Here is a 16,098-nt window from a genome sequence, read left to right as displayed (position 1 = left end):
TTTATCGATGAGGACAGGTCTTTATTTCGATGGCTGTAATTTGAGGGATTTAGCTTCAAAATACGGGACTCCTTTATATGTGGTTTCAAAAAGCATCATCAAAGATCGATGTCGAGAAATACGGGGAGATTTTCTTGGCCATTACGCAAACTCTCGTGCCTATTATGCCGGGAAGGCTTTTTTGACTATTGCTATGTGTAGTTTGATAAAAAAAGAAGGATTGGGCCTTGATGTCGTATCGGGAGGAGAGCTTCACCTGGCTTTAAAGGCCAATTTTCCTACGGCAAATATAGTGTTTCACGGTAACAACAAACTTCGCCAAGAAATCGAGACGGCTATAGACAGAGGCGTGGGAAGGATAGTCGTCGACTGGGAAGGGGAATTGGATTTAATTAATGAAATTGCATCTTCGAAGGGGCGGCGTGCGTCGATCCTTCTTAGAGTGACGCCCGAAGTGGAGGCTTTAACACATAAATATATACAAACAGGTCACAGGGGATCCAAATTCGGCATCCCTTTGGAGCGCGTACCCTATTTGGTGGAAAAGTCGCTCTCGATGGAGCACATTGCTTTGAAGGGCCTTCATTTTCACCTGGGGTCTCAGATAGAAGATCATAGGCCCTACGTACAGGCTATAGATGTCGTTACTGAGCTTATGGCAAATTTACAGAGCGATAAAAGTTTTATCCTCGAAGAGCTGGATATTGGGGGCGGTTTTGGCATCGCTACCCATGGAGATGCTTCTTCAAAACCGCTATCCTATTTCGTGGATCCTGTAATGGAAAGATTAAGGGCCAGATGTTCTGCCTTTGGGTTATCTCTGCCCTCCGTTGCTATAGAGCCCGGTCGATGGATAGTAGGTGAAGCGGGAATAACTTTGTACACCATAGGAGCCATCAAGGAAATAGCAGGTTCTACTACCTATGTAAGCGTAGACGGCGGAATGGCGGACAATCCCAGGCCCGCTCTGTACGGGGCTAAATATGACGCCGAAGTGGTGGGTAAGGAAGGCCTGCCAAAGGACAGAATCGTAACCGTGGCGGGCAGGTGTTGTGAAAGCGGTGACATTTTGATAGAAAACCTTCCTGTCCCAGACGATATTAAGCCAGGAGACCTGCTGGCGGTTTTCAACACGGGAGCATACAACTATTCTATGGCCAGCAATTATAATATGCTTCCCAGACCTGCAGTTGTTTTCGTCGAGAACGGAAAGGATTTCCTGGCCGTCGAGAGAGAAACCTACGACGATTTACTGGCCAAGCAAAGGTCGATTTGTGACGATTAAAAGCCTGTTTTACAGAATTTGTCTCTCGGCTAATAAGTGAATTATAATTTAAAAATATAGACAAATTTAAAGATAATTGCGATTAATTTGAGGGGGAATGAAATTGGCTTTCGGATACAACGGAAGGGTTTTGCACGTCGACTTATCTGCGGAAAGGATCGAAGTGGAGAATGTTAGCGACGAATTCTATAGGACCTACATGGGGGGTTCTGGTTTAATAGGCTACTATTTACTTAAGATGATGAAGCCCGGCATCGATCCTCTGGGCCCGGATAACGTTCTGGTCTTTGCCCCCGGAGCTTTAACGGGCGCACCTTTAGGAGGGATGTGTCGTTTTGCCGTGGGTGCCAAGTCGCCTTTGACAAATGCCTTTGGACAGTCTGAGGCCGGAGGTTTTTGGGGGCCTGAGCTAAAGCGTGCCGGCTTTGACGGGATTGTCATAAGGGGCAAAGCCTGTAAACCGGTTTATCTTTATATAAACGACGGAGATGTGAGCATATGCGATGCCGGAGATCTATGGGGGAAAAAGACCGGCGAAGTTCAGGATGCGATAAGAGATAGACACAAAGACCCCGCCATTAGAGTTGCCCAGATAGGGCCCGGCGGAGAAAACCTAGTAAGGTATGCCTGCATAACTAATGAATTAAAACATTTTAACGGCAGAAATGGACTTGGAGCCGTGATGGGTTCCAAGAACCTCAAAGCTATCGCTGTCCGAGGTAAAAAGCAGATTCCCATAGCGGACCATAAGCTTATGTCGGAAATATCCAAGAAATTCGGCTCTACGGTAATGGAGAATCCTCTGACCAGGGGGTTGTACGAAAGCGGAACAGCGGCTTCCGTTTTGGGAAATAATGCAGCCGGGATTTTGCCGACCAAAAATTTTCGTTACGGTGAATTCGACAGGGCCGAGGCAATCTCTGCGAAGGCTATGAATGAGAAGATATTAGTGGCAAGGGAAGGCTGCTACGCCTGCCCCGTGAGGTGTAAAAGAGCCGTTAAATCGGATCGTTATGGAGTAGAGCCACGATTCGGCGGCCCTGAGTACGAGACACTTGCTTCTTTTGGATCGCTCTGTTTAGTCGATGACATAGAAGTTATAGCTAAAGCAAATCAGATGTGCAACGAATACACCTTGGACACCATCAGCACCGGGATGACCATAGCCTTTGCCATGGAATGCTTCGAGGCAAATATTTTGACCGGAGACGATACCGACGGAATAGAGCTGACCTTTGGCAACGGCGAGGTCCTCCTGGCCATGATAGAAAAGATAGCAAAAAGAGAAGGCTTTGGCGACGTTCTCGCCGAGGGCAGCAAAAGGGCCTCCGAAATCATAGGAAAGGGTTCGGAAAAGTTTGTCTTGACGGCAAAGGGTCAGGAGTTACCGATGCATGAGCCAAGGGGGAAATATTCATTAGCCTTAGCTTACGCTGCTTCCGAAAGGGGGGCAGACCATATGGTTGCTGCCCATGATACTATGGTTGCTTCAAAGGACCAATATGGTTTCAAAGAAATAATGCCTCTGGGTATTTTGGAGCCCGAAAGTCCTACCGTCTTCTCAAACTTAAAAGTGCGGACTTTTGCCTACCTTTCCATGTGGTGGAGCTTTTTTAACGCTGCAGGTATATGTGATTTCGTGCCGGTGCCTAGAAGCTCTATGCCCATAAAAGATGTCGTAGATGCCATGTGCGCCTTCACCGGATGGCAAACGAGCGCATTTGAGCTGATGAAAGTCGGGGAGAGAGCTTTGGTGCTCGCCAGGATGTTCAATGCCCGTGAGGGTTTCGATGTCAAAGAAGATACCTTGCCGGAAAGGTTGTTTTCTCCCCTCGAAAAAGGTCCTCTTTCCGGGAATTCGCTTTCTGAGGAGGAATTTCAGGAGGCGCTGCAAATATATTACGCAATGATGAATTGGGACGAAAGGGGCATTCCTACCAGAGGAAAATTGTCGGAATTGGGGCTCGACTGGATAGCGGAAGACGATGGCCAAGGTTATAGTATTTAGCGGCGATCGATTGACGGAGCATATTGTAGAGCTGGATCGGGCCGTGACGTTGGGATATATACTCAATAAAGTAAATATTTCAAGGGAAGAAGTGGGATTTGCAATCTGTCGCTCGAAGTACATCTCCCTGGATGATCTGGTGAATCCGGAAGATGAAGTGCGGATCTTTCCTCCCTTGGGAGGGGGTTAAATGTATTATGGCTCTTAATTCTCTATACGTTAAGAAGGGGTTTGAACAAAGCATCCATGAAGGGCACCCATGGATTTACAAAAATGCGATAAACAGGATAAGGGGCGACTTTACTCCGGGCGATTTAGTCGAGATCAAGGATTGGCGGGGGAAATTCTTAGGTATAGGGTATGCCAATCCCTCTTCATACATTGTTGCACGAATCCTGACCAGAAAACAAGAAAGGATAGACGAAAGTTTTTGGCGCAAAAGGCTCAAATCTGCCCTGAACTTCAGGTGCAAGACCGGAATTGCCGAGCTTGATGCCTACAGGATGGTCTTTAGCGAAGCGGACTTTCTGCCCGGTGTAATTATTGACAAATTTGGCGATTATATAGTCTTGCAGACCCTGACGCTCGGGATGGATAGGTTCAAGGAAATCATCGTAAGGGTATTAACCGACCTCTTTCCCGTAAAAGGCATATACCACAAAAACGACGTGCCCGTGAGAGCAATCGAGGGATTGTCTCAAGAGGATTGCCTTCTCTTCGGTGAAGTGCCCGATGAAGTGATAATCGAAGAGAATGGCGTAAAGTTTTGCGTAAATATTGCCGGAGGCCAAAAAACGGGACACTTTTTGGATCAACGTCGAAACAGGGTCCTATTGAAGGATATATCAAAGGGGGCCGATGTGCTGGATGCCTTCTGTTATACTGGGGGTTTTGGCCTCAACGCTGCCAGGTTTGGCGCGAAAACCGTCTTTGGCGTAGACGTATCGGAGGATGCTGTAGCGACGGCAAGGCGCAATGCCGGCCTGAACGGATTTGACGCTGTTTGCCGATACGATGTGGCAAACGTTTTCGACCGCCTAAGGGAGTTAGAGCCAAAGGGTCAAAGGTACGACGTAATAGTTTTAGACCCGCCGGCCTTTGCCAAAAACAAAAAGGCTGTTGAGGGGGCTCTCAGGGGATATAAAGAGATCAACTTGCGAGCCATGAAAATAATCAAAGAAGGCGGTTTTCTTCTGACCTGCTCCTGCTCTCACCATATATCGTGGGATCTCTTTGAAGGGGTTATATTTGAGGCGGCGAAGGACGCCGGCAAAACACTTCGCGTCGTTGCCAGGGAGGGCCAACCGCCGGATCATCCGATGCTTATGGGCTTTGACGAGTCGCTGTACCTTAAATGTCTTCTTCTCGAAGTTTCTTGATGATTTTATTCGGGCAAAGTGCCTTGGCCGTCTCCCCGTAATTCCGCTGAGACAGCGGCCTTTTCCTTTTTTCTTATTACGGCGACAAAATACAAGCTCAGGATGGGCAAGGCACCGATGACAGCCAACGCCCAGGTGATGCCAAGGTGGTCGCCTATAATCCCCAAAGGCGGAATCAATAGGCTTCCCAATCCCCATGCAAAACCCATGACTATAGAGCTTGCCATTGCCCTCGACTCGGGCATCCATTCTTGAGAGATGGCGCCCGTTATGGGAGTCGTGGCCTCTATTAAAGCGGCTCCCAAGGTGAAAAGCAAAATCGATATGACGCCTTTTAGCAGTGCGGCAGGGATGAGTAAAGCTCCCCCCAGAGCCATACATAAGAAGATTATACTGCTTTTGCTGGTACGGTCGGCGATGTATCCCCCGATTAAAGGCGATATCGATCTTGCTATCATTATGATGAAGAGCACCTTCCCCACATCCCCGATGGTGCCTCCTTTGATGGCTATGGCTATGGGCATGAAAAATTGAATGCCCTGAATCGATGTATCCCTTATTACGGCGACGCATAGGGGCGCGAAGGTTATCTTTATAGAATGCAATATGAACTTTAAGCCCTTTGTATTGTCCGATCTGCGACTTGTCTCCTTGCTGGGGATGGAGGGTAAAAACTTAAAGACCAATACTGCATAAAGCAAGACCGGAAGGGAGGTCGCTATGGGCATGAAGGCCTCTCCCAACCTTTGGTAAAGATAGGCACCGTAAAGGGGGCTCAAGGCGCTCGCCAATATTCCTCCCATTGAAAAAATGGAAAAGGAAAAGGACAGATTTCGCGAGGATGATACGTGTCCTACCGATCCCTGACCTTGAGGATGAAAGGTAGCGCTTCCTATGGCCCACAATCCTACGAAGAAAAAGGCCAGCGCGTAGCTGGGAGACGAAGGTATAAGCGAAGCTCCCAATGCAGCAAGTATCGGGCCTACCAGGATCATCAGCGGACGCGATGTTTGGTCTGAAGCGTAGCCCAAGAGAGGCTGCAAAAAGGAGTTTATTATTCCCGACAGAAAAGTCAACATGCTGGCCTCTGTTATCGACAGCCCCAGCTTCATCATCAAGATTGGGGTGAAGGTAACCAAAAAGGCGGCATGTATATCGTTTATAAAATGACCCATGGTGAGAATGGCAAGTCCTTTATGGGCATTAGCTTTTAAATCCCCGGTCTTCAAAAGAGCATCCCCTTTTTATTAAAATTAAATGTGTTATTATTTAAATGTAATATACCAAAATAGGTAGTTTAGTCCAGAGGGGGTGTCGAATATGCCTGTAATTACTGTCAGCGGTCCGGCTTTGAGCCTAGAAAAGAAAAGAGAATTGGTTAAAGACCTTACGGAGGCGGCGAGCAAGATCATGGATATACCTAAGGAAGCCTTTGTGGTGCTGGTCTCCGAAAATCCCCAGGAAAACGTAGGAGTTGGCGGGATGCTTTTGGCCGACAAAAAACAAGATTGTTCCGAAGAAGCCCCTGCGGAAAAGCCAAAGCGTGGGGGCTGTCGAAGGAAGAAAACCGAAGCTTAGGTTATTTGAGATCTCTCCATTGCCTGGGGATAAATAATTAAAACAGCAGGATTAAGCACTCAATAACCCCCGCATAGATTACCCTTAGTAAAGGGAATCTTACGCGGGGGTTATTGATTTGCATCCTTGGTCGCCATGTTTATGTAAGTTATTTTATGTTCTTGCCAGAAAAAAGAATATCACCAAAGCAGCGATGATGACATGAATTGTATATTGACGTAATTTACCTGTATGAATTTTAGCCACTATAGTCGGACAGAGGGTCAGGATGCCGTAAAGCTTGATTAATAGAAAGTCCAGATCATAAATTTTGTGTTTTCCGGGGGTAAGGGTTTTTTTAAAGACGATAAATAAGATCCCTCCGGTGAAGATTGGGATTATGGCCGAGAGTAGAGCTTCGGTCTCGAAGAAATTTCCAAAATTCATTCCCATAAAGTTTGGAAGAAGTTGAGGGCATATTCCCAAGAAGATCGTCATAAAAGCCAAAAGGGCCATTCCCGTGTTTTGAAATATTCTCTTTTTGTAGGACAAAAGAGGGTTATAATGGGGAGCTTTTCGAACAACATCTCCTTTAAAAAAGAATCCGTAATAGCTCAACTTACAGAAAGACAATACTGTTCCGACATTTGCTGCTTGAAGGATCCAAACTACTGTATAAAATGAATTTTCTTTTAACGATGCTTTGATCATGGCTTTGCTAGCAAAACCGCTCATGCCGGGAAAGCCCGATATTGCTAAAGCTCCTACCAAAAAAAATGCGAAAGTAACGGGAAAAGCTCTCGCAGTGCCATGGCCCCAAAGGCTAAGATCTCTCGTACCGTATGCTTTTTCAATTGAACCTATGCACAAAAACAATAGACCCTTAAAGAGAGCATGAGCTACTGTGTGATATACTCCAGCAACGATGCCAAGAGCAGTCCCAGTTCCTATTGCCGTGACGATATAACCCAATTGACTTATTGTATGATAGGCCAGTAACCGTTTAGCGTCGTGTTGGGATATTGCTTGGATGATGCCGTATAAAGCCATTGATGGACCGAGGACCATGAGCACGTCTGTCGCAGGAAGAGAGGCCAGTCTGATAAGGCCATATATTCCTAATTTGACGGAAAAACCCGATAGGAGGGCACTCGTCGGTGTGGGAGCTTCGCTATGAACTTTCGGAAGCCAAAAGTGAAGCCCTAAAAGGGCGGTTTTAATGCCTAATCCCGAAAGGAACAGCCAAAGGAGATGAGGAGGGACAGGGCCCATGGCAGCGCTTCCTCTTTCGGCTATCATGATGGCTGCACCGACAAAGACTAGAAGCGATCCGGAAAGTTGAGTCAGCAAATAGTAAAGGGCTGTACGAAAATTTAAAGGCAGGATCATGAAAAATAGCATTATAGAGGACATTTCGAGAAATACCCCAAAGAAAAACCAGTCTCCAGAGAAGAGAGCCATACAGGAAAAGACACAAAACATCCAGGGAGAGAGGACGAAAAACCTACGTTCTTTGGCTTGTTTCTTTTCTACATAATCCAGAGAGAATATGGAGATTGAAATTGCCATAAAAAGGGCCAACATAGCCATAGACAAAGAAAGTTTATCGAAGACGAAAGAAAACTTTAATATTTCCATTGTCGCCACTGTGTCATCACCAGCCTAAAAAAATCGAAACCAAACATGAAGCAAGCCTCATTTTGACAACATAGTAGATATGTATTCTGCCGTATCGACTGCATTAAGGCCGATATCCGAAACCAACTTCCAGAGAGATGGAACGAGAGGAACGATTCCCAAAAAAACGCAACACAGAGCACAAGCTCCTGCTATAGCAAGGTTCCAGTAAGGGTATGTTTGTCGTGGCGGCGGATCGCCAGATGAGTAAAAAAACGATAAAACTCGCATGTAGTAAAAAGCCGAAATCACTGTTCCAAAGGCTAGGGCTAATGCTGGAATTACATTTCCTGCTTTTGTCGCAGCGAGCATCAGGTACCATTTGCTCATAAATCCGCCAAGTGGATGAATGCCTACTATTGCGGCAGTTAATAGGGAAAAGACGATGACGAACCACCGGCGATGATGGTAAAGACCTCGAAGATCGTAGATGTTGCGGGTTTTCATGTCTTCGGCGATATGCCCGGCCGCAATGAAAAGCCCCACTTTCATAAACATGTGGTTGATCGCATGAAAAAAAGCTGCAGAAATGCCAGCAGCCATTCCCGTTCCAACCCCTATAAGCACGTAACCTATCTGTGCAACCGTGGAATAAGCCAATAATCTTTTTATGTCTTCTTGTCTCAATGCCATTAAATGACCGCCCAATACGGATAGTGTTCCTACGACGGTGATAACTGTAAAGACGGCTGGTTTTGTTTCGAGGAAGAGTAGTAGAGACAGTCTGAGAAGGGTATATATCGATACCTTTACCACGACTCCCGAAAGGAGGGCACTTACGGCCGTTTGGGCGGAAGAGTGGGCATCTGGCAACCAGAAATGCACAGGAAAAGCTCCAATTTTAATAAAAAGGCCTATCAGCAAAGAGGCTGCAATAACTGTCAAAGCTTCATTCGGTATGTGGGGTAGTACCAGAGAAAGCACTGCCATATTTAACGATCCGGTGGCCATGAAAATATAGGCGATGCCCAGCAAAATAAAAAAAGCGCCAATCGTGCCGAGTACTAGATACTTCAATCCTGCTTCAATAGCTTGCCACGATATGGTAAAGGCAACGAGAAGGTATGCCGCCAGCGAAAAAACTTCGTAAAAAACGTATAGATTAAAAATGTCTCCCGTTATCAATACGCCATTCATTGAAGCCTGAAGCAGGAAAAAAATAACATAATACCTCCACGGTCCCTCCTTTAAGCGCCCGTAGGAAGCTAAAAATGCCGCTCCTCCTCCTATGGCCGAAAGAAAGAGAAAGGCAGCTGATAGTTTATCTACAATAAGGACAATGCCCAGCTCTGCAGGCCAACCCCCAAGGAAGGAAAGGGCGGATTGTTTCCATCCCGATATGGCTGCAGAGATTGTGACGAAAAAGACGGCTATGCCAAATAATAATATAGCCCTTTTTAGCCAAGTTTTTCTGAAAATATGTATCAAAGGGATTAAAAAAGCCCAAGTGAGGGGGATGAGTACAGTCAATAGTGAAATCATCCTCGAAGACCCCTTATTTTATCCAAGTCTACCGTTTTGTAACGTTGATGTAGCTTTATTACGAAAGCAAGGGCCAAAGCCAAATCGCTTGCCCCTATTACGATTGCTGTCAAGGTAAAAGCATGGGGGAGGGGGTTTACGGCAATGCCTTCTATTGGCAAAATGGGAGGACGCCCCCCCTGCACAAAGCCAGCGGCTACTATCAGCAATAAAACAGAGGATTCCATAAGGGAAAGACCTATGACCGTTTTAAAGAGGTTTCTTTTGGATATTATTGTATATAAACCAATGCAGAATAAAATTATAGCAGTGCCGTGGCTTAACGTGATTATAGTCATTTATTCTTCACCCCCGGATGCTTGGTGACCTCGAATTCCAAGAGCTTAATCATGCTGTAAAAGATAGTGGACAGCCCCGCGCTTACTTTCATGCCTACTGCGATATTTAGTAGTGGTATAGATCCGCCACTTAGAAATCTGCCTACCTCCCCCTTTGGGTAGCCAGCGGCGATATTAGCGAGAAAGCCCGCCCCGGTCCAAAGCCCAACGAATCCAATGAGAACAAACATGAGAGCTCCCGACGATTCTATCAGTTCTTTTGTCTTGGGCTTGATCATGACTGCTTCAAAGCCAGAGCCGTAAACAATACAGAAAAGGATTGTAGCGGTAGCAAAAACTGCTCCACCCTGAAAGCCTCCGCCGGGAGATATGTGTCCCATGAGCACTATCCCTGCAGCATACAATAGCAGAAAAGGAATTATAAAACTTACTCCCCTTTTCACAATGAAGGACAATCCCGTAGAAGAGATTTTGAATTTGCTTTTGGCAAATAACATCGCGATGCCGCAAACCGACGTGTAAATTACCGACGCTTCGCCTAGGGTATCTAAGGCTCTGTAATCGAAGAGTATGGCAGCAACTATGTTTGTTGCGCCCGTTTCTTCGGCGGCACTTTCGATGTAATGTGCCGCAGGGCCTATTATGATTTGGGTCGGTTCAAGGGCGAGGATGCCCTTCCAGAACTGCCATCCTAGTGCAAGGCAAAGCAAGAAAGTCACGATTCTTAAAAAACAGGACTTAGACATCACTGCTACTCCTCGTCATTTTCTCGTCTGCCTTCTTTTTGTGTTTGGCTGTAGGCGACCAAAAAAAGAGACGTGATTAATCCGGAGCTAATGACAGCCTGTGTAAGCGCAACATCGGGGGCTTGAAGCGCAACAAAGGCTATTGCCAATAATACGCTAAAAACAGAAAGACTTATCACGGCACTTAAGATGTCTTTTATCTCGGATGCCACCAAAGCGGTCAAAATCAAAAAAAAGCAGACAAAGGAGTAAAAGAGGGCACTCACCGCTCGGTCTCCTCGCCGTTGTTGTTTAAATTTTCTCCATAGTCGTCTTTATAGGAGACCGTAGGCTTTATTCCGTGCAAATAGCAGGCTCTTGCAATAGCGTGGGAGGAAATGGGATTCGTGATCAGAAAAAAGAGAGCTATGAGCAGAATTTTCGCCTTGACTTGCCATGCAGGATAGTAAAGAGCTGCTCCGACCAATGTCATTAATGCTCCTCCCGTTAGCGCCTTGGTTCCGGCGTGAATTCTGGTGTAAACGTCGGGGAATCTTATCATTCCCAGAGCAGATGTCATGGCGAAGAATACTCCAACCACCATAAAAGCGCATGCAATTGCCGAAGTGATATCAATATTCATCGGTGAAGTTCTCCGTGCTCAAAATACTTAGCCATTATAAGGACATCTGCGAAGGCTAAAATGGAAAAGGCCAAGGCAATGTCCAAAAAAATTCCATTTCCGAAATCTACGGCAAGCAAAGCCAGGACTGTTGTTAAAATAATCGTAAGAGCATCGGCAGCTACTATTCTGTCTGGAACCGTCGGTCCGATTATGACGCGCCAGAATCCCATGAGAGAAGCGATCATCAATCCCCAGAGGGCCAGTCTTATCATTCCATCATCCTCCTTAGTCGTTCCTCGAGCTCTTTGACTTCTTTGCGCACCGAGTCTGCATCTAAGGTGCGAAGATTTATGGAATGGACGAATAAATTGTGATGCGCTAAATCAATGTCGACAGTCAAAGTGCCAGGTGTTAAAGTGATCTGGTTTGCCAAGATGACTAAAGTTGTTTTGTTTCTAATTGAGGTTTCAAGTTTGACGATGCCAGGTTTTAACTCGATATGCGGTTTTAGAGCTAAGAGGGCGACCTGAGCGGTAGCCAAGAGAATATTTAAGACATATAAGGGAAAAAAGGTAATTGCTTCCCTAAATCGAAAGTGCAGAGGCGGTTCTTTGTGGCGATACAACTCGTGTACGGTGGGGAAAAAGGATAGGTGTGAAATTCGGGTAATGACAAAGCTCAAGGCCAACCCAACAACCAGAGCAGGAAGTTCTAACTTCCATGTAAAAAGAACCCAGAATAAAAAGAGAACCACGAAGAGCAAAATAGATTTTTTGCGATAGGTCCCCATATTACAGCTCCTTTTCTATCTAGAGTTTAAAGGAGTTGCAGGAGCATACGATTGACAATACAAAAATATCACAGGCTATAAGAAATTCTTGATAAGGTAGATCAGACAATCCCTTTGAATATCCTTTTGCAATTGCCGCCGCTATTTTAAGCCAACTAAAATGCTAATAGTTAGCAAAAAACAATTAATTTACCTTTGTTACTATAGAACATTAAACGAGCAGGTACGATCTTATCATGTCCTAATTTTTGAAGTCAACCCCTTTTGGGCTCTATTTCAAATAAGGCACTGGCTTTGCGTCGACGAACAAAAGGTTCCTGAAAAATGGTCTAAAATGATTTAGCAAATAACATAAGGCGCATTTAAGCTAGTGGCATTCAAAAAAGTGACGCTGGATCGACGGCATTTCCTAAAAGATAAAGCCCAAAGTGCAAGTGTGGGCCCGTGGCCCTTCCGGTCTGTCCAGAAAGAGCAATAACTTCTCCTTTTTGTACAAATTGGCCTTCTTTAACGGAGATCTCGGATAAATGCATATAGCAGGAAATGACTCCGTTCCCATGGTCGACGTACACGCTCTTTCCGCCGAAGTAATGATCTCCTGTAAGGGATACGACGCCGTCTGCGGCGCATTTTACAGGCGTTCCGACGGCTGCCCTGAAGTCGATTCCTCGGTGGGGATTTCCTGGGGTACCGTTGTAAATTCTTTTAAATCCGTAGGGTGATGTAACGATCCCATTAACGGGACGTTGTAACGGCAATTCCCAATGTCGTCGGAGAGTGACAGCGTTAATGATATCTCTTACCAATTTCGATTCCTTTTCTATCCTTTCCAGGACTTCTTTGGGAGGCGTTGCCATAGCTTGCGGTACCTTCAGTTCCTGGGTCTGATAAGATTTTGGCTTCACCTTTACATCATGCCGCAGAGTCCAAAATTTACCTCTTTCGTGATATCTCACTATCAGTTCGTGAACGCCGGGGCCTGTATCCTTTACATCTGTTCCCAAAAGCATACTCGCTTCATATTTGCCTTCCGAAAAGGCGACATTTAATGGACCTTCTTTGTCAAGCCAACGAACAGTTACGTCGGTTAAAGGGTAGGGCGAGACGAGACGCATTAAGAAAGGTTCTCCCAGGCGCGTCGCATAGGTGCATTTAAGTTCTGCGGCTTCCGCCAGCGTAGATAAGACGAAGATCGTTATAAAAGTGCTGTATAATATATTTTTTATCTTTCTATTCAAAATATTATTCAAAATATTGACCCCCCAAAGAAATTGATGTCGCCATATGTGCAAGGGAAATGGTAACATACTTGTAAAAGATATCAAAAAACCGTTATGTAACGCTGATTGAGAAACCAATAAAGATAATTGGAGGTAAAATGATGAATTATCGTAATGAAGACAGAACTGGAAGCCGCTGGCCGGGCGGGCCATCCCTTAACATGGGCTGCGGAGTCGTTCTGCCCATCGTTATTTTGGCCGTTATCTTAGGTTTTGTTCCCTTTGTTCGATTCTATACGGATTTTATCTGGTACGATGCCCTCGATTACGCTGCTGTTTTTTGGAAAAAGTTCTGGCCTCAATGGCTCCTTTTTGGCTTCGTTTTCATACTATCCATGGGTATCATCAGATTTAGCTTAACGCGGGCAAGGAAGACGGCCTTGGAAGCTGTGGTCTTTTTCGATTCCCCCTTGAACCTGCCTCGGGTAAAGATGTTGATCAACGCCTTTGCCCTAGTCGTTGCTCTTGCTTTGGCCTTCGGGGCAAAGGATCAGTGGGCGATGGTCTTGAGGTTTTTGAATCGAATGCCCTTTGACGCAAAAGATGCAATTTTCAATAAAGATATTGGATTTTATATATTCCAATACCCCTTTTATAGGTATGCACAAAGTCTTTTGTTTAAAGTCTTTTTGATTTCGTTGATAGGTACGGCTTTCATCTTCTTTATCGCCAGAGCTCAGGGAAGAGTTGACATGGAGTCCTACAGACAAATCCCCCTTTCGGCGCGAGAGCGGTTGCAATTGGGGATTTTGGCCGGCATTTTAATGCTTTTGTTGTCGTTGGGGTATTGGTTTGACCGTTACGAACTTCTCTTTTCTCCCCTGGGCGTCGTCTACGGAGCGGGATATACAGACTTGCATGCTCGCCTGTTGGCCTTAAACGTCCTTGCCACAGCCGTCGCCGTCATCGGGCTTTTTCTCCCCATAGCTGCTAGACGCAAAAGTTGGAAGTTCATAGCAGTCTTGATTGGAGTATGGATCGTTGGAACAATTGGTTTGCGGGGCATATATCCAGGGGTAATTCAAAGATATGTAGTAGAGCCCAACGAATTTCAGCGGGAAAGCCCTTACATAAGACATAACATCCTGGCCACGCAACGCGCATACGGGTTAGACGATGTAGTATTGCGCCATATCACTCCCAAAGACGGAGTGACGATGGAAGACCTTAATAAAAACATCGAAACCATAGAGAACATAAGGTTGTGGGATTACGGCCCCTTGCTTAGAAGCTACAAGCAACTTCAGGAAATTAGGACCTATTACGATTTCCCCGACATCGATATAGATCGCTACTATTTACAAAGCGAAGTGCCCAGGCAGGTGATGCTCGCCGCAAGGGAATTAGACGTTCGGCAGCTTCAAAACCCTACATGGGTGAATATGCATCTCGAGTTTACCCATGGTTATGGTATAGTAATGAATCCTGTCAATGAGGTAACCCCAACGGGTTTGCCCGTATTTTACGTTCAAGATTTGCCTCCCAGGATGACCATTCCCCTTTCCATTGAATATCCTCAAATATATTACGGAGAAATGACCGATTATTATGTTCTGGTAAAAACGACGGTTCAAGAGTTCGACTACCCCGCTGGAGACGAGAATGTCCGCTCCACCTATGAAGGCAGCGGAGGAGTTCCCGTTAATTCTTTATTACGCAGGTTGGCATTTTCCGTTCGCTTTGGCGATACTCAAATTCTTTTTACCGACGTAATCACGTCGGAGAGTAGGATCATGTATTACAGGAATATACTCGAAAGAGCTAAGCGTATTGCGCCCTTTTTGCTTTTCGATCAAGATCCCTACCTTACGGTGATGGACGGAAGGCTTGTGTGGGTGATGGACGCTTACACCATAACCGACAGATATCCCTATTCGCAGCCAACACTTCTATCGACCAAAGCCGGAAAGATACGTTTTAACTACATCAGAAACAGCGTAAAAGTTCTGGTTGATGCCTATGACGGTAACGTTGAGTTTTACATTTCCGATCCTGAGGATCCTTTGATCCTCAGTTGGAATAAGATATTTCCCGATCTGTTTAAGCCCCTGGAAGAGATGCCCCCTGAGTTGATCCTCCATCGACGTTATCCCATGGACCTTTTTCAAGTGCAGGCTCAAATATTTGCCGTGTATCACATGACGGACCCAAACACCTTTTACAACAGAGAAGACGTCTGGTCCTTCCCCACACACGGAGGATCGCAGGCATCGCCCTATTATATCGTCACGAAGCTGAGAGAAGAGGAGAGGGCTGAATATGTCTTGGTCACGCCCTATCTCCCCACAGGAAAGAACAATATGATTGCCTGGTTAGCGGGGCGTTGCGATGGAGATGCTTACGGTCAGCTGGTGGCCTATGTATTCCCGAAGCAGAAACTGATTTACGGCCCCCAGCAGATAGAGGCATTGATAAATCAACATCCCGAGATATCGGCACAGGTTTCCTTGTGGGGACAGAGAGGCTCGGACGTAATATTTGGAAGATTGCTGGTGATCCCTTTGGAGGATTCGATTTTGTACGTGCAACCTCTCTACTTAAGGGCAGAAAACAGCGATCTTCCCGAACTCAAGAGGATAATCCTTGCGGCCGGTGGCCGGGTAGTTTGGGGAGAGCGCTTCGATGACGTAATTAGCGATTTATTTGGAATTGAGGACGAAAGGGAAACCAAAGCGGCAGAATCTCCTTTGTACAAATCGGAGGGCTTGCCTGAAGGCGGTACCCTCGGGGAATTGGTAAGGAGAGCCAGGGAAACATACAATGAAGCAGAGGAAGCATTGCGAAGGGGCGATTGGGCAGGGTACGGAGAAGCTTTAAAGCGCCTGGAAGGTTACTTGCAGCGCCTGGACGATTTGACGAGACCCTTGCAGGAAGAGGAGATCAGAGATGAATATAATTTAATTGATTGAGTTTTGTTGGAAAATTATTGTAGCGTGTTGTCCCAGAAATATG

At 45.9% G+C, this 16,098-nt stretch carries 16 protein-coding genes; 6 read left to right on the top strand and 10 right to left on the bottom strand.

Annotation, left to right across the window (positions count from 1 at the left end):
- Positions 1 to 7 precede the first annotated feature (7 nt).
- The 4 genes from lysA to B3N34_RS07880 all read left to right on the top strand — a co-directional run bounded on the left by lysA (position 8) and on the right by B3N34_RS07880 (position 4,672).
- Complete coding sequence (gene lysA, locus B3N34_RS07895; protein ID WP_286976571.1) at positions 8 to 1,285, top strand: diaminopimelate decarboxylase; 1,278 nt, start codon at positions 8 to 10, stop codon at positions 1,283 to 1,285.
- A gap of 97 nt (positions 1,286 to 1,382) precedes the next feature.
- Positions 1,383 to 3,293, top strand: coding sequence for an aldehyde ferredoxin oxidoreductase family protein (locus B3N34_RS07890; RefSeq protein WP_286976570.1), 1,911 nt, complete (start codon positions 1,383 to 1,385; stop codon positions 3,291 to 3,293).
- Positions 3,271 to 3,483 (top strand): hypothetical protein, encoded by a 213-nt coding sequence (locus B3N34_RS07885; protein ID WP_057941009.1) that lies wholly within the window; start codon positions 3,271 to 3,273, stop codon positions 3,481 to 3,483. The genes B3N34_RS07890 and B3N34_RS07885 overlap by 23 nt, the downstream gene beginning before the upstream one ends.
- A gap of 7 nt (positions 3,484 to 3,490) precedes the next feature.
- Positions 3,491 to 4,672 (top strand): class I SAM-dependent rRNA methyltransferase, encoded by a 1,182-nt coding sequence (locus tag B3N34_RS07880; protein ID WP_286976565.1) that lies wholly within the window; start codon positions 3,491 to 3,493, stop codon positions 4,670 to 4,672.
- A gap of 5 nt (positions 4,673 to 4,677) precedes the next feature.
- Here B3N34_RS07880 and B3N34_RS07875 read toward each other — a convergent pair whose 3' ends face one another.
- On the bottom strand, positions 4,678 to 5,901 hold the full coding sequence (locus tag B3N34_RS07875) for an MFS transporter (protein ID WP_286976562.1): 1,224 nt from the start codon (positions 5,899 to 5,901) through the stop codon (positions 4,678 to 4,680).
- A gap of 91 nt (positions 5,902 to 5,992) precedes the next feature.
- On the opposite strand from B3N34_RS07875, the gene dmpI reads away from it, so the two are divergent.
- Positions 5,993 to 6,250 carry a 4-oxalocrotonate tautomerase DmpI gene (gene dmpI / locus B3N34_RS07870; RefSeq protein ID WP_213698483.1) on the top strand — a complete coding sequence of 86 codons (258 nt, stop codon included), beginning with the start codon at positions 5,993 to 5,995 and terminating at the stop codon, positions 6,248 to 6,250.
- A 153-nt stretch (positions 6,251 to 6,403) separates the two neighbouring features.
- Here the strand turns inward: dmpI and B3N34_RS07865 are convergent, their stop codons facing one another.
- From B3N34_RS07865 to B3N34_RS07825, 9 genes are all read right to left on the bottom strand, one after another.
- A complete protein-coding gene (locus B3N34_RS07865) occupies positions 6,404 to 7,867 on the bottom strand; it encodes a complex I subunit 5 family protein (RefSeq protein WP_286976741.1) in 1,464 nt (487 codons plus the stop codon).
- Positions 7,868 to 7,924: 57 nt separating this feature from the next.
- Positions 7,925 to 9,376 carry a complex I subunit 5 family protein gene (locus B3N34_RS07860; protein ID WP_286976559.1) on the bottom strand — a complete coding sequence of 484 codons (1,452 nt, stop codon included), beginning with the start codon at positions 9,374 to 9,376 and terminating at the stop codon, positions 7,925 to 7,927.
- 8 nt (positions 9,377 to 9,384) lie between these two features.
- On the bottom strand, positions 9,385 to 9,726 hold the full coding sequence (locus B3N34_RS07855) for a sodium:proton antiporter (RefSeq protein ID WP_009201878.1): 342 nt from the start codon (positions 9,724 to 9,726) through the stop codon (positions 9,385 to 9,387).
- On the bottom strand, positions 9,723 to 10,472 hold the full coding sequence (gene mbhE, locus B3N34_RS07850) for a hydrogen gas-evolving membrane-bound hydrogenase subunit E (RefSeq protein ID WP_286976556.1): 750 nt from the start codon (positions 10,470 to 10,472) through the stop codon (positions 9,723 to 9,725). Before mbhE ends, B3N34_RS07855 begins: the two co-directional genes overlap by 4 nt.
- 5 nt (positions 10,473 to 10,477) lie before the next feature.
- Positions 10,478 to 10,738, bottom strand: coding sequence for a Na(+)/H(+) antiporter subunit B (locus B3N34_RS07845; RefSeq protein ID WP_009201876.1), 261 nt, complete (start codon positions 10,736 to 10,738; stop codon positions 10,478 to 10,480).
- Positions 10,735 to 11,094 (bottom strand): monovalent cation/H(+) antiporter subunit G, encoded by a 360-nt coding sequence (gene mnhG, locus B3N34_RS07840; protein ID WP_286976554.1) that lies wholly within the window; start codon positions 11,092 to 11,094, stop codon positions 10,735 to 10,737. The genes B3N34_RS07845 and mnhG overlap by 4 nt, the downstream gene beginning before the upstream one ends.
- The gene (locus B3N34_RS07835) at positions 11,091 to 11,348 is read right to left on the bottom strand and encodes a monovalent cation/H+ antiporter complex subunit F (RefSeq protein WP_286976553.1); all 258 of its coding nucleotides are present in this window, start codon (positions 11,346 to 11,348) and stop codon (positions 11,091 to 11,093) included. The genes mnhG and B3N34_RS07835 overlap by 4 nt, the downstream gene beginning before the upstream one ends.
- Positions 11,345 to 11,866, bottom strand: coding sequence for a Na+/H+ antiporter subunit E (locus B3N34_RS07830; protein ID WP_286976550.1), 522 nt, complete (start codon positions 11,864 to 11,866; stop codon positions 11,345 to 11,347). The genes B3N34_RS07835 and B3N34_RS07830 overlap by 4 nt, the downstream gene beginning before the upstream one ends.
- A gap of 377 nt (positions 11,867 to 12,243) precedes the next feature.
- Positions 12,244 to 13,116 (bottom strand): M23 family metallopeptidase, encoded by an 873-nt coding sequence (locus B3N34_RS07825; RefSeq protein WP_234945543.1) that lies wholly within the window; start codon positions 13,114 to 13,116, stop codon positions 12,244 to 12,246.
- Positions 13,117 to 13,247: 131 nt separating this feature from the next.
- Here B3N34_RS07825 and B3N34_RS07820 point away from each other — a divergent pair, with 131 nt between their 5' ends.
- Positions 13,248 to 16,055: a UPF0182 family protein gene (locus B3N34_RS07820; protein ID WP_286976548.1), complete on the top strand. Its 2,808-nt coding sequence runs from the start codon at positions 13,248 to 13,250 to the stop codon at positions 16,053 to 16,055.
- The last annotated feature ends 43 nt before the right edge of the window (positions 16,056 to 16,098 follow it).

The organism is Acetomicrobium sp. UBA5826, from assembly GCF_002433005.1.
Taxonomy (GTDB): Bacteria; Synergistota; Synergistia; order Synergistales; family Acetomicrobiaceae; genus Acetomicrobium.
This window is presented reverse-complemented; position numbering and strand designations above follow the sequence as displayed.

What these genes read in the sequence shown, in the direction of transcription:
- lysA (WP_286976571.1), top strand. Translation starts at nt 8, where the DNA reads ATGAGGACAGGTCTTTATTTCGATGGCTGTAATTTGAGGGATTTAGCT.
- B3N34_RS07890 (WP_286976570.1), top strand. Translation starts at nt 1,383, where the DNA reads ATGAAATTGGCTTTCGGATACAACGGAAGGGTTTTGCACGTCGACTTA.
- B3N34_RS07885 (WP_057941009.1), top strand. Translation starts at nt 3,271, where the DNA reads ATGGCCAAGGTTATAGTATTTAGCGGCGATCGATTGACGGAGCATATT.
- B3N34_RS07880 (WP_286976565.1), top strand. Translation starts at nt 3,491, where the DNA reads ATGGCTCTTAATTCTCTATACGTTAAGAAGGGGTTTGAACAAAGCATC.
- dmpI (WP_213698483.1), top strand. Translation starts at nt 5,993, where the DNA reads ATGCCTGTAATTACTGTCAGCGGTCCGGCTTTGAGCCTAGAAAAGAAA.
- B3N34_RS07865 (WP_286976741.1), bottom strand. Translation starts at nt 7,867, where the DNA reads ATGGAAATATTAAAGTTTTCTTTCGTCTTCGATAAACTTTCTTTGTCT.
- B3N34_RS07855 (WP_009201878.1), bottom strand. Translation starts at nt 9,726, where the DNA reads ATGACTATAATCACGTTAAGCCACGGCACTGCTATAATTTTATTCTGC.
- mbhE (WP_286976556.1), bottom strand. Translation starts at nt 10,472, where the DNA reads ATGTCTAAGTCCTGTTTTTTAAGAATCGTGACTTTCTTGCTTTGCCTT.
- mnhG (WP_286976554.1), bottom strand. Translation starts at nt 11,094, where the DNA reads ATGAATATTGATATCACTTCGGCAATTGCATGCGCTTTTATGGTGGTT.
- B3N34_RS07835 (WP_286976553.1), bottom strand. Translation starts at nt 11,348, where the DNA reads ATGATAAGACTGGCCCTCTGGGGATTGATGATCGCTTCTCTCATGGGA.
- B3N34_RS07830 (WP_286976550.1), bottom strand. Translation starts at nt 11,866, where the DNA reads ATGGGGACCTATCGCAAAAAATCTATTTTGCTCTTCGTGGTTCTCTTT.
- B3N34_RS07820 (WP_286976548.1), top strand. Translation starts at nt 13,248, where the DNA reads ATGAATTATCGTAATGAAGACAGAACTGGAAGCCGCTGGCCGGGCGGG.